This is a genomic window from Rhodoferax sp., assembly GCF_028714215.1.
GTDB lineage: Bacteria > Pseudomonadota > Gammaproteobacteria > Burkholderiales > Burkholderiaceae_C > Rhodoferax.
Window position 1 is genome coordinate 41,743 of sequence record NZ_JAQTMS010000011.1, and the last position, 24,313, is coordinate 66,055.

A 24,313-nucleotide genomic window follows, 5' to 3' on the forward strand; every position below is an offset into this window, starting at 1 on the left:
CGCTGGCCGGCGCCGTGATCTGTCTGCTGGGCGGCGCCTTGAGCTTTCGCTACGGGCTCAAAGGTTCTTACTTTGCCCTGGTGACGCTGGCCTTTGCCGAGGTCTTTCGCATTCTGGCGCTGTCGGTCCCCTTCACTGGCGCCGGCGTCGGACTGATGGTGCCTTTGCGCGAGGGTTTTGCCAATATGCAGTTCGATTCCCGCCGCGGCTATGCGCTGTTGATTCTGGCCCTGGTGGTGCTGGCTTTGTCGGTCACCTGCTGGCTCCAGCATTCGCGCTTTGGCGCCTATTTGCAGGCCGTGCGCGACAACGAGGACGCGGCCCGCGCCAGCGGGGTCAATCCATTTCGCACCAAGCTCGGTGCCATCGCGCTCTCGGGCGCATTCATGGCCGCCGGTGGTGCCTTCTATGTTCAGGTCTTCCAGTACCTGGACCCCGGCATCGCCTATGGCGCGCAGACCTCGGTGGAAGCCCTGGTAGGCGCCATTGTGGGTGGCATGGGCACCTTGTGGGGACCGGTCCTGGGGGCGCTGGCCCTGCATGCACTGGCCGACCTCACGCGCAACCTGTTTGGCCAGCTGCCCGGCATCAACATGGTGATCTACGGCAGCGTGCTGGTGCTGATGATCATGTTCGCGCCGCGCGGTCTGAGCGGCGCCGGCCAGAGCATCCGCGCCCTCTGGAAGGGCAAGGCGAAATGAGCGCGCCCATGCTGCGGGTCAGCCATGTGTCGAAAAGTTTCGGCGGTCTCAGGGCCGTGCAAGACGTCAGCCTGGAGCTGGCGCAAGGCAGTCTGACGGCACTGATTGGCCCCAACGGTGCCGGCAAGACCACGCTCTTTGCCCTGCTCTCGGGTTTTTATGTGCCGGACTCGGGACGCGTCGAGTTTGACGGTCGCGACATCACCGGCCAGGCACCCGATGCCAATGCGCGTGCCGGCCTGGCACGCACATTCCAGATCGTGCAGCCTTTTGCCGCGCAGACGGTGCGCGAAAACATCGCCGTTGGCGCGCATCTGCACCAGCCACGCCGCCTGGCGGCACTGGCAGCGGCGGAATACGTGGCGCAGAGGGTCGGCCTGACGGCCCAACTCGACAAACCGGCGTCCCAGCTGACCGTGGCCGGGCGCAAGCGACTCGAACTGGCACGCGCCTTGGCCACGCGGCCCAAACTGCTGCTGCTCGACGAGGTGCTGGCGGGCCTGAACCCACAGGAAATCAGCGACATGATTCCCGTCGTGCGCGACATCGCGTTGTCGGGCGTGACAGTGCTGATGATCGAGCACGTGATGCAGGCTGTGATGAACCTGGCCCAACACGTCTGGGTGCTGGCGCAGGGGCAACTGATCGCCCAGGGCTCGCCCGCCGAGGTGACCTCTGACGCAGCCGTCATCGAGGCTTATCTGGGCCACGGCACGGCGGCCAAGCTGCGCAAGATGGCCATCCCGGCAACGCAGGCAACAGCATGACGGCACTGCTTGACATCCAGGGTTTGCGCGGCGGTTACGGCGCGGTGGAAGTGCTGCGCGGCGTGGACCTGCATGTGAACGAGGGCGAGATTGTGGCCTTGCTGGGCAGCAATGGCGCGGGTAAATCGACTCTCAACAATGTGCTGTGCGGCATTTATCCAGCCTGGGGCGGAAGCGTGCAGTTTGACGGGCACAATTTGACTGGCGCGCATTACCGTGAGGTGGTCAAGGCCGGACTGATCCAGGTGCCCGAGGGGCGCAAGATATTTCCCAACCTGTCAGCGCTGGAAAACCTGGAGCTCGGTTCTTTCACGCGTGCGCGCCAACGCCGTGCGCAAAATCTGGAACGCGTGTTCGCCCATTTCCCGCGCCTCAAGGAGCGCCGCACACAATTGGCCGGCACCATGAGCGGCGGCGAACAGCAGATGCTGGCGATCGGGCGCGGCTTGATGGCCGAGCCGCGTTTGCTGATCCTCGATGAACCCTCCCTGGGTCTGTCGCCTTTGCTGGTGGAGGAGTTGTTTGCCCTGATCGCCCAACTCAACGCGCAAGGGCTGGCGGTGTTGCTGGTCGAGCAGAACGTGGGCCAGTCGCTGGAAGTGGCGCAGCGCGCTTATGTGCTGGAGAACGGGGCGCTGCGTTTCTCCGGCTCCAGTGCGGACTTGCTGGCCAGCGACGCGTTGCGTCGCAGCTACCTGGGTGTTTGATGAAACCGCAATCACTGGCCCAGAAGATCATTGCCCGCGCCGCCGGACAGGCGTCGGTGCGGGTCGGCGAGATCGTCACCTGCCAGGTCGATCTGGCCATGTTCCACGACTCGTCCGGGCCGCGCCGCCTGAAACCCATGCTGGAAGAATTGGGCGCGCAAATCTGGGACAAGTCCAAGGTGGTGCTGGTGCTGGACCACTACGTGCCAGAGCGCGACGACGCGGCGCGGCGCATCGTGCGCATCGCACGCGACTGGGCACAGGAGCAACAGCTGCCCCACGTCTATGACAGCCAGGGCATCTGCCATGTGGTGGTGCCGCAGCACGGCCACCTTCAGCCCGGCATGTTTTGCGTCGGCGGCGACTCGCACTCGCCCACCGGAGGAGCCTTCGGCGCCTACATGTTCGGCATCGGCAGCACCGAGATGCTGGGTGTGGTGGTGACGGGCGAGATCTGGCTGCGGGTGCCGCAAACCATCGCCATGCACTGGTCCGGGCGGCTTGCCAGCGGCGTCTGCGCGAAAGACATGATGCTGTCGCTGGTGGCCCGCTTTGGCATGAACGGCGCCAACTACCAGGCCGTGGAATTCACGGGCAGCACAGTCCGGGCCTTGTCGATGCAGGATCGCATGACGCTTTGCAACATGAGCGCCGAACTGGGCGCGCAAACCGCCCTGGTGGCGCCTGACGAGGTGACGCGGCAATGGCTTGAACAAACCGGTGTGGCGCCATCCCCCGCCGGACCGGATTGGGCGGCGTGGACATCCTACCCCGGCAGTTTTGACGTCCAACACGACTTCGATGCCAGCACGCTCAGCCCGCAACTGGCCGCGCCGCACAGCCCGGCGCTGGGCGTGCCGATTACGGAGCATGCCGAGACACGCATAGACGTGGCTTACATCGGCGCCTGCACCGGCGCCAAACTTGAAGACCTGCGTTTTGCCGCCCAGGTGCTGCGCGGCCGCAAAGTGGCCAGCGGCGTTCGGCTGCTGGTGGCACCGGCCAGCCTGAAGGATCGTGCGCAGGCCGAGAGGGAGGGCACGCTGCGGGCGCTGACCGACGCCGGCGCCAGCCTGTTGCCCAGTGCCTGCGGGGCCTGTGCCGGCTATGGCGACAGCTTTGCCGACGGCCAGACCGTGATCTCCAGCACGGCGCGCAACTTCAAGGGCCGCATGGGACCGGCCAGCACCCAGGTCTTTCTGGGCTCGGCTTATACCGTGGCGGCATCTGCCTTGCGCGGCCGCATCACGGACCCGCGGACGGTGTTGCCATGAACTCAGCCACAACGCCTGCCACGGTGTGGCACAAAATCTGGCGTCTGGGTGACGATGTGGACACCGACGCGCTGGCACCCGGCGCCTACATGCAGCACGGCATTGAGGTGATCGCCCAGCACTGTCTGGAGCATCTGCTGCCGACATTTGCAGCTGAGGTGCGCTCCGGTGACGTGATCGTGGCCGGCGCCAATTTCGGCATTGGCTCCTCGCGCGAGCAGGCTGCCGCGGTGTTGGTGCAGCTGGGTGTGGCGGCCGTGATCGCGCCCAGTTATGGCGGCTTGTTCTTCCGCAATGCTTTCAACCTCGGTTTGCTCTTGCTGACCTGTCCGCAGCTTGATCTGCTGAAAGATGAAGAGCAACTTTGCATTGAGGCGCCTGCCATGTCTCTGCTAGGCCCCTCCGGCAAGCAAGTGGCATGCGAGCCGGTACCCGAATTCCTGCTGCGGATGGCGCGCGCCGGCGGTTTGATGGCCAGCCTGAAGCAAGGACTCAGGCCCGGCCTTCCAAGCAGCAGCATCAAGCTGAGTGAATCTGAAACTTTTGTCAAGGAGAAAACATGAGCAAACCCGAATTTGACCTGATCATCAAGAACGTGCGTGTCGTGCGTCCGCATGGCAATGTGGTGCATGAGGCCGACATTGCCATCAAGGACGGCAAGGTGGCCAGGGTCGCCCCCGGCATCGACGTTGGCCGCGCCAAGGCGCTGCACGAGGGCAAGGGCCGGCTGGCCTTTCCGGGCGTGGTCGATGCGCACATGCACAGCGGCATCTACTCGCCGCTGGCCGAAGACGCCGTGTCCGAGAGCAAGGCGGCGGCCATCGGCGGCGTCACCTCCAGTCTGAACTACTTTCGCACCGGGCAGTACTACCTGAACAAGGGCGGCCCCTACCGGAAGTTCTACCCCGAGGTGCTGAAAACCGCCAAAGGACGCTTTCATGTGGACTATGGTTTTCACCTGGCACCGATGGACGGCACGCACATCAAGGAGATTCCGGAACTGATCGAGAAGTACGGTGTTTCGAGCTTCAAGATCTTCATGTTTTATGGCTCGCACGGCTTGCATGGGGCGTCGGACGCGCAGCGCGACTTCCTGATGATAGGCAAGGACGAGCGCTACGACTACGCGCACTTCGAGTTCATCATGCGCGGCGTGCAAGCGGCGCGCGAACAATTTCCGGAGCAGGCCCGGCAGATCTCCCTCTCGCTGCACTGCGAGACCGCCGAGGTGATGACGGCCTATACCAAGATTGTCGAGAAAGATAAATCGCTCAGGGGTCTGGCCGCCTACAGTGCCTCGCGGCCCCAGCACTCGGAAGGTCTGGCGGTCTTCATTGCCAGCTATCTGGCCAACGAAACCGCGCTGCCCAACATCAACCTGCTGCACCTGTCCTCGCGCAAGGCGGTGCAGGCAGCGCTGATGATGGCCGATGTCTTCCCGCACATCGACTTCAAGCGCGAGGTGACGATTGGCCATTTGATGCTGGACATCAACTCCAAGGCGGCCGAACTGGCCAAGGTGAATCCACCCATCCGTCCGCGCGAAGATGTTGAATTTTTGTGGGAAGCACTGCTGGCCGGTGAACTGGACTGGGTTGTCAGCGACCACGCCTGCTGCCGCCACGAGATGAAAATCCCGAAGCATTATTTCGGCAACATCTGGATGGCCAAGAGCGGCTTCGGCGGCACCGAATACCTGCTGCCGGCACTGATCAGCGAAGGCACGCGCCGCGGCATGGGCTACAACCACATGGCGCGCGTGACCAGCTGGAACCCGGCGCAGCGCTACGGCCTGAATCGCAAAGGCGATATTGCCGAAGGCTTCGACGCCGACATTGCGCTGGTGGACCCGGCGAAGAGCTGGACCATAGCGGCGAAGAATTCGCCTTCAACCCAGGGCTACACGCCATTCGAAGGGCTGGAGATGTCGGCCCGCGTGGAAGCCACCTTCCTGCGCGGCCAACTCATCTGCCAGGACGGGCAGGTGCTTGGCAAGGCGCGCGGCGAATACCTGTTCCGCCCGACCGCCTGACCGCCGATGACACCCACCCTCGTTAGCGGGTCCTTGCCGCCAGACACGCCGCACGTTCCTGTGGCCGTCGTCGGCGCCGGCGCCTGCGGCCTGACGGCGGCGCTGATGCTGTCGGATGCGGGTGTGGATTGCGTGCTGCTGGAGCGCGACGCCGCACCCAGTGGCTCCACCGCCCTGTCATCCGGCTTCATTCCGGCGGCCGGCACCCAAGTGCAGCAAGCGCAAGGCATTGAGGACAGCCCGGCGCGCTTCGCCGCCGACATCCAGGGCAAGGCGCATGACACAGCGGCAACCCATCTGGTCGCTGCGTATACCGAGGCGATAGTACCCGCCGTCGATGCGCTGCAATCAAGGCACGGCATCGATTTTGTCGTGCTGGACGGATTTCTCTACCCCGGTCACAGCAGACTCAGAATGCACGCCGTGCCGGAGAAAACCGGCGTCGGCCTGATGACGCGGCTGCAAATGGCGGCGACCCGCGCCGATCTGCCGGTCATCACCGATGCGCTGGTACGCCAGCTTTGGTTCGATGGCGGCGATCCAGTACACAAGGTACGCGGCGTCAGCTACCAGCGCCCGGATGGCACGCTGGAGCATCTGTCCTGCGATGTCCTGCTGCTGGCCTGCAACGGCTTTGGCGGCAACGCTGAAATGGTGCGCGAGCTTTTGCCCGAAATGCGCGACGCCACCTTTGCCGGCCACAGCGGCAACGATGGCAGCGCCATCGCCTGGGGCAAGGCCCTTGGCGCCCAACTGGCCGATCTGGGCGGCTACCAGGGCCACGGCTCCTGGGCCGTGCCGCAGGGTGCCCTTATTTCCTGGGCTTTGATGATGGAAGGCGGGGTGCAGATCAACGCTGCCGGTCAGCGCTTTCATGACGAAACCCAGGGCTACTCGGAAGCCTCGGTCAAAGTGCTGGCACAGCCCGGCAAGCTGGCCTGGAATGTCTTTGACGCGCCGCTGCTGGAACTGGCGCACAGCTTTCCGGACTTCTGCGAAGCGCAAGCCGCCGGTGCCGTCAGAACCTGTGCCGACGCAGCGGCACTGGCCCGTCTGTTGGGCTGCGATTTGGAAGTGCTTGGCAAAACACTGGCATCCATCAGCGCCGGCGCGGTCAGTGCCGACGGCCGCACTTTCAGGCGCGCGCTGCAAGCGCCGTATTACGCCGTCAAGGTCACCGGCGCCTTGTTTCACACCCAGGGCGGGCTGGCCATTGATGCCCGGTGCCGCGTCTTGCGCGACGATGGCTCGGCGCTGCCCAACCTGCTGGCCGCAGGCGGCGCGGCGCGCGGCGTCTCGGGCAATGCGGTCTGGGGCTACCTGTCCGGCAACGGCTTGTTGAGCGCCGTCGCCGGCGGCTATATCGCGGCGCAAACCGCGTCCCTCATTCTCAAAGCAACTTTACCCCCATGACTGAACCGCTGACCTTTCGCCGCCGACTGGCGCAAGCTGGCATTGTGCTGGCGCCCGGTGTTTACGATGCCCTGAGCGCACTGCTGGCGGAGCAGGCCGGCTTCGAGGCGCTTTACCTGTCGGGTGCGTCCATCGCCTACACGCGACTGGGTCGCTCGGACGTCGGCCTGACCACTTATTCGGAGCTGGTCGACACCCTGGCCCACATTACCGAGCGGGTCAGTCTGCCGGTGATCGTCGATGCCGACACCGGTTTTGGCAACGCCCTGAACGTGATGCGCACGGTCAGGGGGCTTGAACGCGCCGGCGCCGCCATGATTCAGCTGGAGGATCAAACCTTTCCCAAGCGCTGTGGTCATCTCGATGGCAAGACGCTGGTGCCGACAGCGGAGATGGTGGGCAAACTCAAGGCCGCGCTGGACGCCCGCGGCAACGCCAACACCTTGATCCTGGCCCGCACCGATGCCGTTGCCGTGGAGGGGCTGGAGGCCGCCTTTGAGCGTGCGCAAGCCTATCTGGAATGTGGCGTCGATGCCTTGTTCATCGAAGCCTTGCAAACGCCGGCGCAAATGGACGCCGCTTGCCAGCGCTTCGCCGGCCGCGTTCCTCTGTTGGCCAATATGGTGGAAGGTGGCAAGACGCCGCTGCAAAGTGCCCCGGAGCTGCAAGCCAGAGGCTTTCGCATCGCCATCTTTCCGGGCGGCACGGCGCGCGCCGTGGCGCATACCCTGCAAGCCTACTACGCCAATCTGCACCTGCATCAGACCACCAGCGGCTGGAGGGACAAGATGCTGGACTTCGACGGCCTCAACAAAGTCATTGGCACCAGCGAACTGTTCGCCACCGGCAAGCGCTACCAGGCACCGTGACGCCGGCTGCTTGCCGGTGACGGCGTGGCTGCGAAATGCGGAACAATGCGCCATGCCCCAAGAACTTGTTGATCTCGCCGGCGCCCAGCCCGGGCACGCCCTGCGCCACCACTGGACGCTGGAGCCGTCCATGCATTTCTTGAATCACGGATCGTTCGGCGCGACGCCCAAATACGTGCTGACGGCGCAGGACGCATGGCGCGCCAGGCTGGAGCGTCAACCGGTAAGGTTCATGAGCAGCGAACTGCCCGATGCACTGCGCGCCACCCGTGAGCGGCTGGCGGCGTTTCTGGCAACTTCGGCCGAGCGTCTGGCGCTGGTGGAGAATGCCACCGACGCCGTCAATGCGGTGTTGCGCTCCTTTGCGTGGCGCAGCGGCGACGAAATTGTGCTGGCCGACCACGCTTATCTGGCGGTTCGCCATACGGTCAGCTTTCTGGCCCAGCGCCACGGCCTGGTGGTGAAGCTGGCGCAAATTCCGTTTCCACTGTCCGGCGGACAAGCCATCACCGACGCCTACTGCGAGGCCATCACGGCGCGCACCCGGCTGGTCATCGTGGACCACATTTTTTCCACGCTGGCGCTGCAAACGCCGGTGGCCGACATCGTGGCTTTTTGCCAGCCCCTGGGCGTCCGGGTGCTGGTCGATGGCGCGCATGCCCCGGGGCTGCTGCCTTTGCAGCTCGATGCCCTGGGCGCTGACTGGTACACCGGCAACTGCCACAAGTGGCTGCTGGCGCCCAAGGGTTGTGCTTTTTTATATGCTTCGCCAACCGCCGCCGCCAGCTTGCATCCCACGGTGATTTCGAACTTTCATGAACAAGGGTTCCCGCGGGAATTTGACTGGCAGGGCACGCGCGACTACAGCGGCTGGCTGGCGATCCCGGCCGCGCTGGATTTTCTGGGCGCCTTCGGTATCGAACGTTATCGAAGCGTCTTGTGCCAGCAAGCCAGCGCCGCCGCCCGGCTGCTGAGCGAACACTGGCAAACCGCCCTGCCGGCGCCGATGGAACTGTTTTCCGCGATGGTGACCCTGGCGCTGCCCGGCGACCCGGAGGCGAGCGACGAAATGGCCCGCCGTTGGCATGACCGCTTATGGCAGCAACACCGGATCGAGGTGCCGGTGCTGGCCTTCAAGCAACGACTGTGGGTGCGTATTTCGGCGCAGATCTACAACGAACTGCCCGACTACGAAGCCCTGGCCCGGGCGGTCCGGCCGGACTGAACGATCCTCGCAAAGCGCCTTCGTGGTTAGCAGGCTGGTGGCTGCGGGCTGTTGGTCTCCAGCGGAACGAAGATCCACAGCAGCAGGTACAGCACGACGCCAATGCCGCCGGCCAGGAAGGTCAGCGCCAGCAACAGACGCCAGAGCCAGCTCTCCATGCCGGTGAAGGTGGCCAGTCCGCCGCAAACGCCGCCCAGCCAGCGGTCGGTGGCGGAGCGCCGCAGGTTGTTGATGGCGCTGATCCGGGGCGCCGGCGTCGCCGAGGATTGCAGCAGCCGGTTTTTGGCCTGCGCGAACTCGGCCTCGCTCAGGGTGCCGCGCTGGTGCATTTGTTCCAGTTGGGCCAGTTCTTCAGACAAATTCATGACGTGCTCCGTGCAGTGAAAAATGCGGCACCCTCCGAATCCCGCCTGCCGTCACAGCGAGCGCCCAAGACGGTGCCGCGTGGACCGGTCTTGATGGGCGAAGAATACGCGCCCGCGCGCCATTGCGCCAGATGCATCCGGCCCACTGCAGGGTTTGGCGGGTCAAGCGCCGTTGGCGCGCCATGGTTTACAGTGCCACCCGAGAGCCAGCACGCTTCGATTGCCTGGCGGACCCCGCCAGGCGCTACCAGGAGACCCATGTCATGCCCACGCCCCCCACCCGCAAACCCTTTGCCATGATTCGGGAATTCCACCTGGCCGACTGGTTCACGCTGGGCAACGCGGTGTCCGGCACCGGGGCCTTGTTTTCCATCATGAGCTATCTGCAGACCGCCGACGTCCTGCACATCTACCTGGCCTGCGCCCTGATCCTGGCGGCTTTGATTTTTGACGTGCTGGACGGGCGCATTGCGCGTTGGCGGCAAAAATCATCGGCCCTGGGGCGCGAGCTCGATTCCCTGGCCGACGTCATTTCCTTTGGCGTGGCACCGGCCCTGATAGCCTACGGATGCGGCATGCAAGGCTTTTACGACCGCATCGTGCTGGGCTATTTTGTCGCCTGCGGTGTCTCCCGTCTGGCGCGTTACAACGTGACTGCCGAGGAGCTGTCCGGTGGCACCGGCAAGGTGCAGTACTTCGAGGGCACGCCGATACCGACCTCGTTCGTTCTGGTCTGCCTGCTGGCTGTTGCCGCCTGGTTCGGGGCCGTCGGTGAAGACCTGTGGCTGGGCCGGCTGCTGCTGGGTGGCTTCACGCTGCACCCGCTGGTCCTGTTGTTTGCACTGTCGGGCTCGCTCATGATCAGCCGCATCCGCATTCCCAAGCTGTAAGCCCCGGGAGCGACGGGCAAGCGTTGCCCGGCCGATTTTTTGCTATATATTTGACTGCCTGCGACACAGTCGCACCAGCCCCCGGCGCCAGGGGCCTAGGGACCGGAAACATGCCGAGTGAACCGGTCGCCACCAAAGAGCGCCTGCCTTTTGTACAGCCTGATCGGGGAGGACCTGCGATGCCTGTGATCGATTCGTTGTTGGAGCGCAAGCTCGAGGGCTTGACACTCCCGCTTGCGCTACTGCTGCCGGACGGCCGTCGCATCGGAGCGGCCGACGCGGCGGTCACGATCCGGCTGAAACAGCTCTCGGCGCTGGCCCACATCGCTTCCGGCGACGTCGGCAAGGTGGCGCAGGACTACGTCGAGGACAAGCTCGATTTCGACGGCAGCGTGCGCGACCTGATGGTGATCGCCTCGCAGATGATAGGTTCCGACCCGACCCGCGAAACGAACGGCAATGCCACGCTGGCCTGGTGGCGCGAGATCCGGCTCAATGCCCGCTCGCGCGCGCGCCACCTGGTGCACCTGGATGCGCAGCAGATTCAATTCCATTACGACGTGTCGGATGCCTTCTACGCGCTCTGGCTGGACCCCGCGCGCCTGTACTCCTGCGCCTACTTCGGCGATGCCGACATGACGCTGGCGCAGGCCCAGCAGGCCAAGCTGGACCACATCTGCCGCAAGCTGATGCTGCGCTCGGGCGAGCGCTTTCTCGACATCGGCGCCGGCTGGGGCGGCCTGCTGCTGTGGGCGGCCGAGCATTACGGCGTGCAGGCGCACGGCATCACGCTGAGCCGCAACCAGCATGAGCACGTGAACCGGCTGATCGAGGCGCGTGGCCTGCAGGGGCGCGTGACGATGGCGTTGCGCGACTACCGCGACCTGCCGGAGGGCGAGCCCTACGACAAGATCGCCTCGGTGGGCATGTTCGAGCATGTCGGCCGAGCCCAGCTGTCGACTTATTTTGCGAAGATTTACCGCCTGCTCAAGCCGGCCGGTCTGCTGCTCAACCACGGCATCACCGCCGCCCGCAGCGACACCCACCAGCTCGGCGCCGGCATGGGCGATTTCATCGAACGCTACATTTTCCCGGGCGGCGAGCTGATCCATGTGTCCAAGGTGACCGAGGTGATGAGCGACGCGCAGTTCGAGCCGCTCGACCTGGAGAACCTCAGGCCGCACTACGCGCGCACCCTATGGGCCTGGAGCGATGCGCTGGAAGCGCGCCTGGCGCAGGCGCGCGAGCTGACGCGCGAGAACGTGGTGCGCGCCTACCGCGTCTACCTGGCCGGCAGTGCCATGGGTTTCGAGCAGGGCTGGATGAGCCTGTTCCAGATGCTGGCGGCACGCCCCGACGGCCAGCTGGCGTTGCACGCCATGCCTGGCGCACAATCGCAATATCCGTTCAACCGCCGGTACATCTACGCTTGATCCGGCATAAGGAGCAAACAGTCATGAAACTGTGGAGCAACAACTGGTCCGATGGGGCACGTATTCCGGCGCGCTTTGCTGCCGGCAAACTGGACGTGCAGAGCGGCGTCACCTTCTCCGATAACGTCAACCCGCATCTGGCCTGGAGCGAGCTGCCGCCGGGCACCCGGTCGTTGGCGCTGATCTGCCACGACTTCAATGTGCCCAGCCGTGGTGACGATGTAAACCAGCCCGACCGCGAGGTGCCGGCCGACCTGCCGCGGGTCGACTTCTTCCATTGGGTGATGGTCGATCTGCCGGCCACGCTGAGCGAGATCGCCGAGGGCCAGTTCAGCCGCGGCTTCACCGCGCGCGGCAAGCCGGGGCCGGCGGTGGCGGCGCTGGCGGGCGCGCGCCACGGCCTGAACGACTACACCGGCTGGTTCGCCGGCGATGCCCAGATGGCCGGCCAGTACTTCGGCTACGACGGGCCGTTCCCGCCGTTCAACGATTCGCTGATCCACCACTACGTGTTCACGCTGTTCGCGCTGGCGGTGGCGCGCGCGCCGGTCGACGGTGCGTTCACCGGCGCGCAAGTGCGCGCCGCGATCCGCCCGCACGTCCTGGCCGAGGCCACGCACAGCGGCACCTACACCTTGAACAAACGCCTGATGGGCTGACCCCGGCTACGGCCGGTTCACAAGGCGAGCCATTGGCCACTGACCCGGTCGAAGACGTCGGTCGGGGCGCCATCGGCTGCCTGCACTATCAGGTGCTTGGCGATCTTGTTGGACGAGGTGCGGGGGAACTCCCTGACAAACTGCAGGTAGCGCGGCACCTTGAAGGGCGCCAAGCCGTTGCGGCAATGCGCGAACAAGCGCTCAGGCGGCAGGATGTCGGCGGCGGAGCGGCCACCGGCCAGCAGATCGGCTTGCAGTTGAATCATGATCTTGACCTCTTCCTGGCGCACCGGATCGGGCACTGCCACCGCCGCGCAGTCGAAAACCTCTGCCAGTTCCCGCACCACGGCCTCCACCTCGCGCGCCGCAATGTTCTCGTTGGAGCGGCGAATCATGTCCTTGAAACGCCCCACGATGCGGTAAAAGCCGTCTGCATCGCACACAAAGGCGTCGCCAGTGCGAAACCAGGGCCCATCGAACGCGGCCTGGTTGGCTTCAGGTTTGTTGAAATAGCCCTTGAATAAATGTTCGCCACGAATCTGCAACTCGCCGGCCACGCCGGGGCCCACCGGCTGGCCCGCGCCGTCCACGATCCGCGCTTCGCGCCGCAGTGCCGCCAGGCCCACCGAGACCGGCTTGGCGGCTGACGGGTAGCCTTGCGGCATGGTCAGGCCCAGGCCGATCTCGGTCATGCCGAAGGACTCGATGGCCGGAACCTTGAAGCGCTGCTCGAACAGCTGCCTGGATTCAGCGCTCCAACCGAAGGTGAAGACCTGGCGCAAGTCAAGCTGGCGTCCGTCCACGCTGGAGAGGAACTTCAGCGCCAGTTCGGGCAGTTGCGCCCACTCGACACGGTGATCGGCCAGCCAGCCCAGAAATTTGCTGGCGCTGATCTTGTAGGCCGCAATCAGCGTTCCACCCGACATGGCCGCCATCAGCAACTGCCAGAACGGGTCCATGTAAAAGAAGGGTTGGGCCGTGAAAAAGCGCCGCATCGCTGCCTGCCCGGCCTTGGGCGCGGGACACATCAGGCAGGCGCCTTGCGCCAGGTTGAGCCAGTAGCCATGCGTCAACAGGCAGCCCTTGGGAAAACCGGTGGTGCCCGAGGTGTACTGGATATTGGCCAGCGTCTCCAGCCCCGACTCGGCAGCCTGAAACAGTGCCTCGCTGCCGGCGCCGGCACGCTCCATCAGCGCCTGCCAGGAGCAAGGGTCGCCCAGGCGCGGCGCGGCGGCCCAGACCCGGTCGCGCGGCAACTGCGCCGGCCACTGCGCCAGTTGGTCCAGCACCGCCATGCGCTCGCTGCCCAGCACCCAGGCACCGACCTGGGCATCGGCCAGCACGTATTCAAGTTCACGCGCCGTGTAGCTTGGATTGACCGGGACCACGGCGGCCCCCAGCTTGAGCACCGCCAGCCAGGTCACATGCCATTGCAGGCAGTTGGGCAGCATGACGGCCACCCGCATGCCGGCCCCGACACCGGCGGTGCGCAAGCCGATCGCCAGCCGCGTGCTCAGGGCATCGAACTGGGCGTAGGTAATTTGCTGGCCGTCCTCGAACAGATCGATCAGCAGCTGCTCCGGCCTGGCCCGGGTCAATTGCGCGAACAGGGCCGGAATGCTGGTCGGCAGCGGCTGCTGCGCGGCCGCGCGCAGGCGCGATTGCCATTGCGCCACGATCGGGTCGGCGGCGCTGTTGGTGCTGGGGGTCAGGTTTTCAGGCATACGTTCTCAGCCGGCCTTGACTTCGGCTTTTTGCCGCTTCAAGAAGCCGCTGCCGGCACCGAAACCCTGATAGCCCAGCCGTTGCAGCCGGTACAGGTTCATGCTGTAGCGCAGGTTATCGTCGCGCCCCAGATCGAGCGACTGGTAGTAGGCTTCCATCTCGACCCGCACCGCGATCGGCGGCTGCGCGGCGATCTTGCCGGCCAGCGCCAGCGCACGCTCCAGCAACTGGTCGTCCGGCACCACCTCGTTGACCAGGTTGTAGTGCAGCGCCTCGGCGGCCGACATGAACTCGCCGGTCAGCAGGAAGCGCATCGCCACCACGTGCGGAATCTGCCGGCCCAGCCGCGTGATGCCGCCGCCGCCGCCCATGCCGTAAGCCACCTCGGGCAGACCGAACTGGGCGCGTTCGCTGGCAATGCGCAGATCGGTCAGATGCAGCAGGTAGATCATGCCCTGACCCAGGCAATAGCGGTCCACCGCGCCGATGATGGGCTTGTAGCGCTCCAGCTTCATGATGTCGATGTCCCAGGCCGGTCTATGCGGCGGCGAGCCGTCCCGCTCGGCATGGTGCAGGAACAGGTAGCCTTCCAGCTCCTGCTGGCGCGAGCGCTCGGGCAGCGGGTTCTTGATGTCGTCGCCGGCGCAGAACGAGCCGCCGTCGCGCCCCTTCAAAATGCCCACGTGGACATCCGGGTCGGCCAGGAATTCGACCAGTCTCTGGTACAAGGTCTTGTGCATGGCCGGCGTCAGGACGTTCAGATCGCCGTTGTCGATGGTGAAGATACCGATGTGGTTTGTTTTTTCGTAGTGGATGGTCATGCAGAGTCCTTGGGAGTCAGGTCGCGCGCTGGGCGGGGCTGCGCCGCTGGCGCACGGCTTGCGCCAGCAATACCGCGGCGCTCATAAACAGGAAGATGATGGTCGACGCTGCGGCCAGCGTCGGCGAGACGCGCAACAGCGCTTCGTCCCACATCTGCTTGGGCAGGGTGGAACTCAGACCGCCGGTGACAAACAAGGCAATCGTCAGCTCGTCCAGCGAGGTCACGAAGGCAAACAGAAAAGCCGACAGCGCGCCCGGTGCCAGCAGCGGCAAAGTGACCCGGCGCAGCCGCATGGCGGTATTGGCACCGCAGACCGCGGCGGCCTGGTCGAGGCGTTCGTCGTAGGCCTGCACCACGGCGATCATGGTGACCAGCACAAAGGGCAAGGCAATCACCGTGTGCCCCAGCACCAGCCCGAGCCAGGAGCCGATCAGGCCGATGCGCGCAAACAGGTAGAACAAGCCGATGGCGATGATGATGCGCGGCACGATCATGGGTGCAATCATCAACACCAGCACCGGCAAACGGCTGCGCCGTGCCTGGCGCACCAGCCAGACTGCGGCCGGATAGGCCATGGCCAGCGACAAGGCGCCGGTGGCAGTGGCCACCGTGAGGGATCGCCAGGCGGCGCTGCGCCAGGTCGGCGTGTCCAGCGCGGCGTACCAGCGCCAGGAAAAGAACTCGGGCGGCCAGTCGATGATGCCCGATACCGTGAACGACACCGGCACCAGGAACAGCGCCGGCAGGGCCAGGAACAGCACCAGCAGAACCGGTCCCAGCCACAGGCTGTGGCGCAGCAGATAAGGCAATAGCGGCAGGCGACCCAAGGGCAGCACCCCGCTGTCCCAAGCCAGCCAGCAGCGGCGCTGAAATTCCAGCCGCTGCCGACTGAGCTGGCGCGCGGCACCACCCTGGCGTTGTGCCCGCGCGCGGCCGACCAGCGACTCGATGCCGAAGCTGCGGATGTAGAGCGCGAACAAGGCCGCGACGACGACAAACATCAGCAGGGCGGCGGCTGTTGCCAGCGGCCAGTTCAGCAGGTCCAGCACCATCTCGATGATGACGTTGGCGACCATGGTCTGGCGCGGCCCGCCCAACAAGGCCGGCACAATGAAGAAGCCGACCGAGGTGACAAAAACAATCAATCCGGCGGCGGCAATGCCCGGCAGCGCCAGCGGCAGCAACACCTTGATAAAGCCTTCCGCCGGACGCGCACCCAGCGATGCTGCCGCCGGCGTCAAGCGCGGATCGATGGCGTCCAGCACCGGCAGAATGGTCAACACCGCAAACGGCATCAGGCCGTGCACCATGCCGATCAAAACGGCATTCAGGTTGAACAACAGCGAGCCGCTGGCCGGCGCGCCGGTGAGCGCGATGATCAAGGCATTGACGGCACCGTTCTTGCCCAGCAACACCAACCAGGCAAATGACTTGACCAGAAAGCTGGTCCACAAAGGCAGCAGCACCAGCAAATAGAGGCTGGTTTTGGCGGCGCCGCGCAAGCGGTTGATCAGCAAGGCAATCGGGAAGCCGCCCAGCAGACACATCACGGTGGTCCACAGGGAGATCTCCAGCGTGCGCAGCAAGGTGGTGCTGTAGACCGGCGTCAGCAGGATGCGCTTCAGCGCCAGCAGGCTGAAACCCTCGGCGGGCGACCACAGCGCCAGCGAAAGCACCGTCGCCACCGGAACGAAAAACGCAATCGCCAGAAACACCAGCAAGGGCGCAACGCCAGCGTTTTTGCGAAGAATGGCGAACACGGCTTTCATTCAGCCCTCGACCACATGGCAACGTGCCGGATCGACCCAGAGTTGCACCATCTCGCCGGGTTTGAACTTCTGTAGATCGACCAAGGACGTGGTGCGTTGCAGGACCCTGACCTCGGTCTCGCCGACACGCAGCATCAGCCGCGTCGTGGCACCCAGGAATTGACAGCTCTCGATGCGCGCCGCCAGCGCCAACAGGCCCGCCGGCGCGCTCTGCGCGGTGCCGGCTACCTCTATCGATTCGGGGCGCAGCAGCAACAAGCTATTGCCATATTGCGCCGCCGCTGCCGGGCATGGCAGGCGGATTCCCAGTGCCGCCACCGTCACGGCGAAGGCCGTCCCGTCATCGCCTTTCTGGACCTCGCAGGCGAACAGATTCGATTCACCCAAAAACTCCGCGGCAAAACGGGTCCGCGGCCTGAAGTAAAGCGCTTGCGGCGCGGCGATCTGCTCGACCCGGGCCTGGTTCATCAAACAGATGCGGTCCGACAGCACCAGCGCTTCTTCCTGGTCATGCGTCACATAGACCACGCTGGTGCCCAGTTCGCGGTGCAGGCGGGCGATCTCGAATTTCATTTCCTCGCGCAGGTTGCGGTCCAGCGCGCCCAGCGGCTCATCCATCAAAACGATGGCCGGCTGGTAGGCCAGTGCACGGGCCAGCGCGACACGCTGTTGCTGGCCACCGGACAGTTCCTTGGGCAGGCGCTGGGCAAAGGATTCGAGCCGCACCATGGCCAGCGCGTGCTGCGTTTTCTGCTGCACCTCGCTGGACGGTAAACGCCGCGCCTGCAACCCGAAGGCGACATTCTCCATCACCGTCAAATGCGGAAACAAGGCGTAGTTCTGAAACACCATGCCCAGGCCGCGCCGATAGGGCGGCAGGCCCGAGATGTCCTGCCCGTCGATCAGGATACGACCGCTGTCGGAGGCTATCAGTCCGGCAATCAGCGACAGCAAAGTGGTCTTGCCGGAGCCCGACGGCCCCAGCAAGGTCAGGAACTCGCCGGCCGCCACGGTCAGCGTGGTGGCGGCCAGCGCGGTGACCTGGTCGTAGCGCTTGCTGACGCCTTCGATACGCAGTTCCTGCATCAGGCGGTCACCCAGCCATTGAAGCGTTCGGTCACCGCATCACGGTTTTTCGCCCAGTAGGCGACGTTCCATTCGATGCCGCCCTTGATGTTCTCGGGATGCGTCGGGAAGACGCGGGCGCGCTTGGCATCGATGAAGTTGTAGGCCTTGGGCAGCGTCGGGCCGTAGCTCAGGTATTTGGTGAACACCGCCTGGCGCTCGGGCGAGTTGGCAAACTTGATGAATTCGCGGCACAGATCGGCTTTCGGCGAACCCTTGGGAATGATCCAGCCTTCGGTGGTGTAGAAGAACTGGCTCCACATGATGGCCACCGGAGCGCCTTCGTCGGCCACCACCTGGGCTCGCGCGTTCCAGGTCGGGCACATGTCGACTTCGCCGGACTTGAGCAACTGCGAGGTTTGCGCGCCGCTGGTCCACCAGACACCCACTTCCTTCTTGATGCGCTCCAGCGCCTTGAAGGCACGCTCGATGTCCAGCGGATAGAGCGAGGCCGGCGGGACACCATCGGCCAGCAGGGCGTATTCCATGGTCTCCATCGGGTTGCGGCGCAGCGCGCGGCGACCGGGAAATGCTTTGGTGTCCCAGTAGTCTTTCCAGGTACGGGGCGCCTTGCCGGCGGGGAATTTGTCGGTACGGTAAGCCAGGATGCTGCCGACCACGTCGACGCCGGCGTAGTGCGGCGCCTTGAACTGGGGCGGCAGGTCTTTCAGCGCATCATCCAGGTTCAGCGGCTCAAGGTGCCCCAGGCCCGCAAGCGCCTCATGCACATCTTTGCTGACGTGCGCCATGTCCCAGGTGTAGGACTTGGATTCGACCATCGAGCGGATGAAAGCGGTCGGTTGCGCCTGGCCGGTGGCCGGCACGATCTCGATGCCGGTGGCAGCGCGAAAAGGCTTGTAAAAAGCCTCGCCGAAACCCTCGGCGTAGGGGCCGCCCGGGTCGCGGATCACGAGGCGCTTGTCCTGCGCCAGCACTTCGGTGTTTTTAACCCAGATCATCAGGCCCAGACCGGTGCCAACAGACGATTTGACAAATTGGCGACGCGAGGGATCGATACGCATGAATGGCTCCTAAATAGTGATGAGGAATCGAACGGTGGATAGAATATGACAGTACTGTCATTTTTTGTCAAGCGGGAAAACTCCCGGCTTCACGCCATACTGTCGGCCATGAAACCCAGTCCTGAAAATACCCTGGATGAATACACCCGTGCGCCGGCCTTGCCCAGCCGCTTCGTCGACTGGCTGGTCGAGCGCGGCGCCGAGGTCGACTTGCTGCGCAAAGGCGAACGCACGCGTTTTGCCCTGAAGTCGGCCGCCGCGCGCTTGCTGGAAGAAAAAGGCTACGACCGCTTTTCGACCGGCGATGTGTCGGACTACGCCGTGGTCACACGGACCGCCTTCTACAACTACTTCCCCAGCAAACAAGCGCTGGTGCTGGAACTGCTGGAAGACTTCCTGACATTTCTGCGGCTCGCCTTGCGGCCGCAGCAGCGGCTGGCGGACCCGGCACAGGCGGTGCTGCAAACCAACCTGGCGTATGTGCGCTTCTTCGCGGTCAATGCGCGCGTGATCCTGTCAATCCAGCACGTGCGCCGAGCCCTGTCGGGCGCCGAGCGGCAACACTTCGACCTGAACGACTGGTGGGCGCGCAAGGTGGCGCAGGCGATCCTGCAAAACGGCCGCACCGACACCCAGAAACACTCGCGCCTGGCGCTGGCCACCGCCTACGCACTGGAGACCATGGTGGATGGTTTCCTGACCGAGCTGTATGTGCGCAAGAATCCGAATCTGCTGGCGCTGGAATTGAGTGAAACGGAAGTCGCCCAGCTGCTGTCCGATATCTGGAACAGCGCCACCGGGCAGGGCACTCCCGGTGCGGTGGCCGTGCGCTCGTCAACAGCAGCGAGCACGGTGCGAAAGAAACCGATGGCGGGCCGCGCTGCGAAGGGCTAGCCGTGGCTAGAAGACTTTCAAATTTGCCATTGGCTCACAACCCCAGCGTCTGCCAGACCTCGTCCACCCGGGCCGTCACGTCCAAGCTCATGCTGAGCGCATTTGGCGCCGGTGGCCGGAGTCTTGACGCCAGGCATGCTGGCTGATTTCAGGGTCTGTTTGCCCCGACTTATCCGACTTTGCGTTTTCTCAATTTGCGAACACCGGTCCGCGCGCTTAATCGCTCGCTTGGGAGCAAGTCTTCACGGGTCAGACTGACTGATTCGTCTGATTTACGGGCGAAGTGAATGCCATGTTCATGAAAAGCGTGGGGCGCGAAACATTGCGGCTGCGCGTCTGGTTCCTGCTGCCGCTCGCCAGCGTACTGGTATTGGCTACGCTGATTCTGGTAACGCTGATCCATCTCAAGGCGATCACGGATATCGACCGCTTTACGCTGGAGACTGTTGCGCGCGCCGAGCATGTCTACCAGGATCAGGTCGAGCTCGAGGCCGAAATGCTGGGGGCCGCCATGTTGGTTCTGGCCAACGACAGATCCTTGCGTCAGGCGCTGGCGCGACATGACCGCGAGCAATTGCTGCGGGGCTCCGCCACACTGTTTGCCGAACTGAAGAAAAAACACGGTATCACCCATTTGTATTTTTCCGATCCGAACCGGGTCAATATCCTGCGCGTGCACGAACCGGAGCGCTTTGGCGACACCCTGAACCGCAGCACCACGGTGCAAGCGCAGCAAAAGAGTCAAACCGTTCACGGCGTCGAACTGGGGCCGCTGGGCACATTTACCCTGCGGCTGGTGACGCCGTGGTTCGACAGCGACGGCAAATTGCTGGGCCTGGTCGAGTTGGGGACGGAAATTGACCATGTGCTGCAGGCGGTGCAGCAGCAGGCGGGCGTCAAGGCGTTCATCCTGATCGACAAAAAATTCATCGACCGTCAGACATGGGAATCGGGCATGCGCATGCTGGGGCGTGAGCCGGACTGGAACCGGTTTGCCGATGTGGTGCTCAATCTCCAGGCGAACGAGCATCTGCCGCCGGATCTTGTGCGCGGCCTGCAGGCCGGTCCTGCCGGCGAGCCGCAGGTGGTGATACCGCCTGCGGCCACCTGTCAGCGCGCCGGCTGTCACTCCAGTCCTGCTGGCGGGAAGAAGATGGTGGCCATGCCCGTGGTGGACGGGAGTTCCGCCTATCGGGCGGTGGTGCACCCGCTCAAGGATGCGGCCGGGCGCAGCGTGGGGAACAAGGTGTTGCTGGTTGACGTGTCGCCCGAGGTCGAGACGCTCCAGGCCAAAACGCTGGCGGTGCTGATCCGTGAAAGCGCCTGGGTGGGTGGCATCAGTTGCGTGATCCTGCTGGTATTTTTCTACTGGCTGGTGGGCAGGGTCGGGCAGCGGCTGGACGAGGATCAGCAACGCCTGCGCGAACTCGCCGACCACGACGGCTTGACCGGACTGTTCAATCATCGCATGCATTACCTGCGGCTCAAGGAGGAGTTTTCCCGCGGCGCTCGCACCGGCAAACCGATTTCCCTGCTGCTGCTCGATCTTGACCACTTCAAGCAGGTCAACGATCGTTACGGTCACCTGGGCGGCGATCAGGTGCTTAAAACCATCAGTGCTCTGGTGACGAGTACCTGTCGTCAGATGGATCTGGCCTGCCGCTACGGCGGCGAGGAAATCACGGTGATTCTGCCGGAAACCGCTGCCGATGCCGCCATGCTTGCGGCCGAGCGCCTGCGAAAAATCATCGAGACCCAGGTCTTTGCGTTCGAAGACCAGCCGGATATTCATATCACGGTCAGCATCGGCGTGGCAACTTCCTCGGAGCACTGTGCCTCAGCCACTGAGCTGACCGCAGGCGCAGACCGAGCCATGTACCGGGCCAAAGAAAAGGGACGCAACCGGGTGGAACGGGCGCCGCAGCAGGCTGATCAAGGTGCGGGGGGCTGAGGAGCCACGATGGGCTCTTGGCGGCCAAGCGGCAGCGCCTGATTGGGCTTATAAACCCAGCGTCTGCCAGACCTCGTCCACCCGGGCCGTCACTGCGGCGCTCATGGTGAGCGGCTTGCCCCACTCGCGGCTGGTTTCGCCGGGCCACTTGTTGGTCGCGTCCAGCCCCATCTTGCTGCCCAGGCCGCTGACCGGGGAGGCAAAGTCCAGGTAGTCGATCGGCGTGCTGTCGACCAGCAAGGTGTCGCGCGTCGGATCGACCCGCGTGGTGATGGCCCAGATCACGTCTTTCCAGTCGCGGATGTTGACGTCATCATCGACCACCACGATGAACTTGGTGTACATGAACTGGCGCAGAAAACTCCAGATGCCGAACATCACGCGGCGGGCGTGGCCGGGGTAGGACTTCTTGATGCTCACCACCGCCAGCCGGTAGCTGCAGCCTTCGGGCGGCAGGTAGAAGTCGGTGATCTCGGGGTATTGGCGCTGCAGCAGCGGCACAAACAATTCGTTCAGCGCCAGCGCCAGCATGGCCGGCTCGTCGGGCGGTTTGCCGGTGTAGGTGGAGTGGTAAATCGGATCGCGTCGCATCGTGATCCGGTCAATGGTGAAGACCGGAAACCAGTCCTGCTCGTTGTAGTAACCGGTGTGGTCGCCATAAGGCCCCTCCAGCGCATGCTCGAAGCCGCTGGCGTGCGATGGATCCGGGTTGATATGCCCTTCCAGCACGATCTCGGCCGAGGCCGGCACCCGCAGTTCGCTGCCCAGGGCTTTGACCAGTTCAGTGCGGCTGCCGCGCAGCAAGCCAGCAAACTGGTATTCCGACAAGCTGTCGGGCACCGGTGTGACGGCGCCCAGAATGGTGGCCGGGTCGGCGCCCAGGGCGACGCAGACCGGATACGGCTGGCCGGGGTTGGCCGCGCAATGCTCCCGGAAATCCAGCGCGCCGCCGCGCTGCGCCAGCCAGCGCATGATGACCTTGTTGCGAGCCAGCACCTGTTGCCGGTAGATGCCCAGATTCTGCCGCGCCTTGTTGGGCCCCTTGGTGATCACCAGGCCCCAGGTGATCAGCGGCGCCACGTCGCCGGGCCAGCAATGCTGAACGGGCAGGCGCGCCAGATCAACATCGGCGCCTTCCCACACCACATCCTGGCAGGCGGCACTGCGCTGCTCCTTGGGCGCCATGTTCCAGAGGGTTTTCACCATGCTGCTGAGACCCACCAATTCCTTGAAACCCTTGGGCGCCTCGGGCTCCTTGAGCATCGCCAGCACCTGGCCAAATTGGCGCATCTGGCTGACGTCGTCGATCCCCATGCCCAAGGCAACACGGCGCGTCGTGCCGAACAGATTGCCCAGCACCGGCATGCTGTGGCCGGTGGGGTTTTCAAACAACAGGGCCGGGCCGCCAGCGCGCAGGGTGCGGTCGCACAAGGCGGTCATTTCCAGGTACGGCGATACCGCCGCCGTGACTCTTCTGAGCTCGCCCAGTTGTTCCAGTTGGGCGATGAAATCCCTCAAGTCACGGTAAGCCATGGCCTGCTCCTTATTCGGTGCCAGCGTCCAGCGGGGCCGCGGCTTTCAGACCGGTCCAGCGCGGCGCGCTGGGCTGCGGCAGGCCCAGCAGGTCCACCACCCGGCTGACGGTCTGGTCCACCATCTCGGCCAGCGTCTGCGGCCGGTGGTAGAAACTCGGCAGCGGCGGAAAAATGATGCCGCCCATTTCGGTGACGCTGGTCATGTTGCGCAAATGGGCCAGGTTCAGGGGCGTCTCACGCACCAGCAGGATCAGGCGCCGGCGCTCCTTCAGCATCACATCGGCGGCGCGCGTGATCAGGTTATCCGACAAGCCATGCGCCACCGCTGCCAGCGTGCGCATGGAACAGGGCGCCACCACCATGGCGTCGCACTGGAAGGAGCCGCTGGCAATGGCAGCGCCGACCTCCAGCACCGGGTACACCACATCGGCCAGGGCCTCGACCTGGGCGCGACCCATGTCGAGTTCCTGCTGCAAATTCAGCAGCCCGGCGTCGGAGACGGTCAGATGCGTTTGCACATTGCTCAGTTCCCGCAGCACCTGCAGCAGGCGAACCGCGTAGACGGCACCGCTGGCGCCGGAGATGGCGACAATGATCCGCTGCTGTGGCGATGAGTGAGCGAGGTGCACGGGCGCTCGGCGTGGCCGGCTCAGTGGTGGTGCGCCAGCTTGGCCTTCAGGCGCGCCAGCACTTGCGCCGGCTTGAACTGCTCAAGATTGAAAACCGGCAGTTCGATGGCGTCTATGGTGTTCTTGACCAACAAGCCCAGTTCGGTATCGCCTTCCATCGCCAGCCGGCGGCTGAAAAACAGGGTGTCGGGGTCTTCCTGGCGCCGCGCCAGCAAGACGAAATCATAGGCACTGGCGCTGATCGTCAGGTCGGCTTCGGCCTTGTTTTGACAGGCCGAGAAACGATCCTTCAACCACTCGAAGTCAAAGGCCAGCTGTGCGTCGGTGACGCGCAGGCGCAGCTTTTTGCCCAGCAACATCTGCTTCACATCGGGCGCCAGGTTTTTCGCCAGGGCCAGATTCAAAGCCGTCACGAACATCAGCGAGCCCGGGTAGGCAGGCAGGTAGGACAACAGGTTCCCAAGCGGTTTGGGCAGCAGATAGGGGCTTGCTTGCATATTCAAAT

The 24,313-nt window shown here is 64.4% G+C and carries 23 protein-coding genes; 14 read left to right on the plus strand and 9 right to left on the minus strand.

Annotated elements, in window-relative coordinates; genetic code table 11:
• From PHS32_RS07390 to PHS32_RS07430, 9 genes are all read left to right on the plus strand, one after another.
• Positions 1-701: branched-chain amino acid ABC transporter permease (locus PHS32_RS07390; protein WP_301078282.1), on the plus strand; the 701-nt coding region annotated here is incomplete at its 5' end.
• Entirely contained in the window at positions 698-1,468 is a 771-nt protein-coding gene (locus tag PHS32_RS07395) for an ABC transporter ATP-binding protein (RefSeq protein ID WP_301078283.1), read from the plus strand. The genes PHS32_RS07390 and PHS32_RS07395, both read left to right, overlap by 4 nt.
• Positions 1,465-2,175 carry an ABC transporter ATP-binding protein gene (locus tag PHS32_RS07400; protein WP_301078284.1) on the plus strand — a complete coding sequence of 237 codons (711 nt, stop codon included), beginning with the start codon at positions 1,465-1,467 and terminating at the stop codon, positions 2,173-2,175. Before PHS32_RS07395 ends, PHS32_RS07400 begins: the two co-directional genes overlap by 4 nt.
• Complete coding sequence (locus PHS32_RS07405; protein ID WP_301078285.1) at positions 2,175-3,449, plus strand: 3-isopropylmalate dehydratase large subunit; 1,275 nt, start codon at positions 2,175-2,177, stop codon at positions 3,447-3,449. The genes PHS32_RS07400 and PHS32_RS07405 overlap by 1 nt, the downstream gene beginning before the upstream one ends.
• On the plus strand, positions 3,446-4,012 hold the full coding sequence (locus PHS32_RS07410) for a 3-isopropylmalate dehydratase (RefSeq protein WP_301078286.1): 567 nt from the start codon (positions 3,446-3,448) through the stop codon (positions 4,010-4,012). The genes PHS32_RS07405 and PHS32_RS07410 overlap by 4 nt, the downstream gene beginning before the upstream one ends.
• Positions 4,009-5,481, plus strand: coding sequence for a dihydroorotase family protein (locus PHS32_RS07415; protein WP_301078287.1), 1,473 nt, complete (start codon positions 4,009-4,011; stop codon positions 5,479-5,481). Before PHS32_RS07410 ends, PHS32_RS07415 begins: the two co-directional genes overlap by 4 nt.
• A gap of 6 nt (positions 5,482-5,487) precedes the next feature.
• Positions 5,488-6,894, plus strand: coding sequence for an FAD-dependent oxidoreductase (locus tag PHS32_RS07420; protein ID WP_301078288.1), 1,407 nt, complete (start codon positions 5,488-5,490; stop codon positions 6,892-6,894).
• Positions 6,891-7,763 (plus strand): isocitrate lyase/phosphoenolpyruvate mutase family protein, encoded by an 873-nt coding sequence (locus PHS32_RS07425; protein ID WP_301078289.1) that lies wholly within the window; start codon positions 6,891-6,893, stop codon positions 7,761-7,763. The genes PHS32_RS07420 and PHS32_RS07425 overlap by 4 nt, the downstream gene beginning before the upstream one ends.
• 52 nt (positions 7,764-7,815) lie before the next feature.
• Positions 7,816-8,988, plus strand: coding sequence for an aminotransferase class V-fold PLP-dependent enzyme (locus PHS32_RS07430; protein ID WP_301078290.1), 1,173 nt, complete (start codon positions 7,816-7,818; stop codon positions 8,986-8,988).
• Positions 8,989-9,014: 26 nt separating this feature from the next.
• Here the strand turns inward: PHS32_RS07430 and PHS32_RS07435 are convergent, their stop codons facing one another.
• A complete protein-coding gene (locus PHS32_RS07435; protein ID WP_301078291.1) occupies positions 9,015-9,353 on the minus strand; it encodes a PspC domain-containing protein in 339 nt (112 codons plus the stop codon).
• Positions 9,354-9,616: 263 nt separating this feature from the next.
• On the opposite strand from PHS32_RS07435, the gene pssA reads away from it, so the two are divergent.
• The 3 genes from pssA (at position 9,617) to PHS32_RS07450 (ending at position 12,335) form a co-directional block, all read left to right on the plus strand.
• Positions 9,617-10,243 (plus strand): CDP-diacylglycerol--serine O-phosphatidyltransferase, encoded by a 627-nt coding sequence (gene pssA / locus PHS32_RS07440; protein WP_301078292.1) that lies wholly within the window; start codon positions 9,617-9,619, stop codon positions 10,241-10,243.
• A 179-nt stretch (positions 10,244-10,422) separates the two neighbouring features.
• Positions 10,423-11,676: a class I SAM-dependent methyltransferase gene (locus PHS32_RS07445; protein ID WP_301078293.1), complete on the plus strand. Its 1,254-nt coding sequence runs from the start codon at positions 10,423-10,425 to the stop codon at positions 11,674-11,676.
• A 23-nt stretch (positions 11,677-11,699) separates the two neighbouring features.
• Positions 11,700-12,335, plus strand: a complete 636-nt coding sequence (locus PHS32_RS07450; RefSeq protein ID WP_301078294.1) for a YbhB/YbcL family Raf kinase inhibitor-like protein — start codon at positions 11,700-11,702, stop codon at positions 12,333-12,335.
• A gap of 17 nt (positions 12,336-12,352) precedes the next feature.
• Here the strand turns inward: PHS32_RS07450 and PHS32_RS07455 are convergent, their stop codons facing one another.
• From PHS32_RS07455 to PHS32_RS07480, 5 genes are read right to left on the minus strand one after another with little or no spacing between them, the layout of a single operon-like run.
• On the minus strand, positions 12,353-14,059 hold the full coding sequence (locus PHS32_RS07455) for a class I adenylate-forming enzyme family protein (protein WP_301078295.1): 1,707 nt from the start codon (positions 14,057-14,059) through the stop codon (positions 12,353-12,355).
• A 6-nt stretch (positions 14,060-14,065) separates the two neighbouring features.
• On the minus strand, positions 14,066-14,881 hold the full coding sequence (locus PHS32_RS07460) for an enoyl-CoA hydratase/isomerase family protein (protein WP_301078296.1): 816 nt from the start codon (positions 14,879-14,881) through the stop codon (positions 14,066-14,068).
• Between the two features lie 16 nt (positions 14,882-14,897).
• Complete coding sequence (locus PHS32_RS07465; RefSeq protein ID WP_301078297.1) at positions 14,898-16,652, minus strand: ABC transporter permease subunit; 1,755 nt, start codon at positions 16,650-16,652, stop codon at positions 14,898-14,900.
• Positions 16,653-17,738, minus strand: coding sequence for an ABC transporter ATP-binding protein (locus PHS32_RS24210; protein ID WP_366143467.1), 1,086 nt, complete (start codon positions 17,736-17,738; stop codon positions 16,653-16,655).
• The gene (locus PHS32_RS07480; RefSeq protein WP_301078298.1) at positions 17,738-18,799 is read right to left on the minus strand and encodes an ABC transporter substrate-binding protein; all 1,062 of its coding nucleotides are present in this window, start codon (positions 18,797-18,799) and stop codon (positions 17,738-17,740) included. Before PHS32_RS07480 ends, PHS32_RS24210 begins: the two co-directional genes overlap by 1 nt.
• A gap of 45 nt (positions 18,800-18,844) precedes the next feature.
• On the opposite strand from PHS32_RS07480, the gene PHS32_RS07485 reads away from it, so the two are divergent.
• Together PHS32_RS07485 and PHS32_RS07490 are read left to right on the plus strand one after the other, a co-directional pair.
• Positions 18,845-19,693 (plus strand): TetR/AcrR family transcriptional regulator, encoded by an 849-nt coding sequence (locus PHS32_RS07485; RefSeq protein WP_301078299.1) that lies wholly within the window; start codon positions 18,845-18,847, stop codon positions 19,691-19,693.
• Positions 19,694-19,985: 292 nt separating this feature from the next.
• A complete protein-coding gene (locus tag PHS32_RS07490; RefSeq protein ID WP_301078300.1) occupies positions 19,986-21,644 on the plus strand; it encodes a diguanylate cyclase in 1,659 nt (552 codons plus the stop codon).
• 48 nt (positions 21,645-21,692) lie between these two features.
• Here the strand turns inward: PHS32_RS07490 and ubiD are convergent, their stop codons facing one another.
• Genes ubiD through PHS32_RS07505 form a run of 3 tightly spaced genes read right to left on the minus strand, consistent with a single transcriptional unit; the run spans position 21,693 to position 24,305 of the window.
• A complete protein-coding gene (gene ubiD / locus PHS32_RS07495) occupies positions 21,693-23,177 on the minus strand; it encodes a 4-hydroxy-3-polyprenylbenzoate decarboxylase (RefSeq protein WP_301078301.1) in 1,485 nt (494 codons plus the stop codon).
• A 10-nt stretch (positions 23,178-23,187) separates the two neighbouring features.
• Positions 23,188-23,808 (minus strand): UbiX family flavin prenyltransferase, encoded by a 621-nt coding sequence (locus PHS32_RS07500; protein WP_301078302.1) that lies wholly within the window; start codon positions 23,806-23,808, stop codon positions 23,188-23,190.
• Positions 23,809-23,828: 20 nt separating this feature from the next.
• A complete protein-coding gene (locus PHS32_RS07505; RefSeq protein WP_301078303.1) occupies positions 23,829-24,305 on the minus strand; it encodes an SCP2 sterol-binding domain-containing protein in 477 nt (158 codons plus the stop codon).
• Positions 24,306-24,313: the final 8 nt, after the last annotated feature.

Bases quoted from the DNA above. Each gene is read 5' to 3' on its own strand.
- PHS32_RS07395 (WP_301078283.1), top strand. From the start codon at position 698: ATGAGCGCGCCCATGCTGCGGGTCAGCCATGTGTCGAAAAGTTTCGGC.
- PHS32_RS07400 (WP_301078284.1), top strand. From the start codon at position 1,465: ATGACGGCACTGCTTGACATCCAGGGTTTGCGCGGCGGTTACGGCGCG.
- PHS32_RS07405 (WP_301078285.1), top strand. From the start codon at position 2,175: ATGAAACCGCAATCACTGGCCCAGAAGATCATTGCCCGCGCCGCCGGA.
- PHS32_RS07410 (WP_301078286.1), top strand. From the start codon at position 3,446: ATGAACTCAGCCACAACGCCTGCCACGGTGTGGCACAAAATCTGGCGT.
- PHS32_RS07415 (WP_301078287.1), top strand. From the start codon at position 4,009: ATGAGCAAACCCGAATTTGACCTGATCATCAAGAACGTGCGTGTCGTG.
- PHS32_RS07420 (WP_301078288.1), top strand. From the start codon at position 5,488: ATGACACCCACCCTCGTTAGCGGGTCCTTGCCGCCAGACACGCCGCAC.
- PHS32_RS07425 (WP_301078289.1), top strand. From the start codon at position 6,891: ATGACTGAACCGCTGACCTTTCGCCGCCGACTGGCGCAAGCTGGCATT.
- PHS32_RS07430 (WP_301078290.1), top strand. From the start codon at position 7,816: ATGCCCCAAGAACTTGTTGATCTCGCCGGCGCCCAGCCCGGGCACGCC.
- PHS32_RS07435 (WP_301078291.1), bottom strand. From the start codon at position 9,353: ATGAATTTGTCTGAAGAACTGGCCCAACTGGAACAAATGCACCAGCGC.
- pssA (WP_301078292.1), top strand. From the start codon at position 9,617: ATGCCCACGCCCCCCACCCGCAAACCCTTTGCCATGATTCGGGAATTC.
- PHS32_RS07445 (WP_301078293.1), top strand. From the start codon at position 10,423: ATGCCTGTGATCGATTCGTTGTTGGAGCGCAAGCTCGAGGGCTTGACA.
- PHS32_RS07450 (WP_301078294.1), top strand. From the start codon at position 11,700: ATGAAACTGTGGAGCAACAACTGGTCCGATGGGGCACGTATTCCGGCG.
- PHS32_RS07455 (WP_301078295.1), bottom strand. From the start codon at position 14,059: ATGCCTGAAAACCTGACCCCCAGCACCAACAGCGCCGCCGACCCGATC.
- PHS32_RS07460 (WP_301078296.1), bottom strand. From the start codon at position 14,881: ATGACCATCCACTACGAAAAAACAAACCACATCGGTATCTTCACCATC.
- PHS32_RS07465 (WP_301078297.1), bottom strand. From the start codon at position 16,652: ATGAAAGCCGTGTTCGCCATTCTTCGCAAAAACGCTGGCGTTGCGCCC.
- PHS32_RS24210 (WP_366143467.1), bottom strand. From the start codon at position 17,738: ATGCAGGAACTGCGTATCGAAGGCGTCAGCAAGCGCTACGACCAGGTC.
- PHS32_RS07480 (WP_301078298.1), bottom strand. From the start codon at position 18,799: ATGCGTATCGATCCCTCGCGTCGCCAATTTGTCAAATCGTCTGTTGGC.
- PHS32_RS07485 (WP_301078299.1), top strand. From the start codon at position 18,845: ATGACAGTACTGTCATTTTTTGTCAAGCGGGAAAACTCCCGGCTTCAC.
- PHS32_RS07490 (WP_301078300.1), top strand. From the start codon at position 19,986: ATGTTCATGAAAAGCGTGGGGCGCGAAACATTGCGGCTGCGCGTCTGG.
- ubiD (WP_301078301.1), bottom strand. From the start codon at position 23,177: ATGGCTTACCGTGACTTGAGGGATTTCATCGCCCAACTGGAACAACTG.
- PHS32_RS07505 (WP_301078303.1), bottom strand. From the start codon at position 24,305: ATGCAAGCAAGCCCCTATCTGCTGCCCAAACCGCTTGGGAACCTGTTG.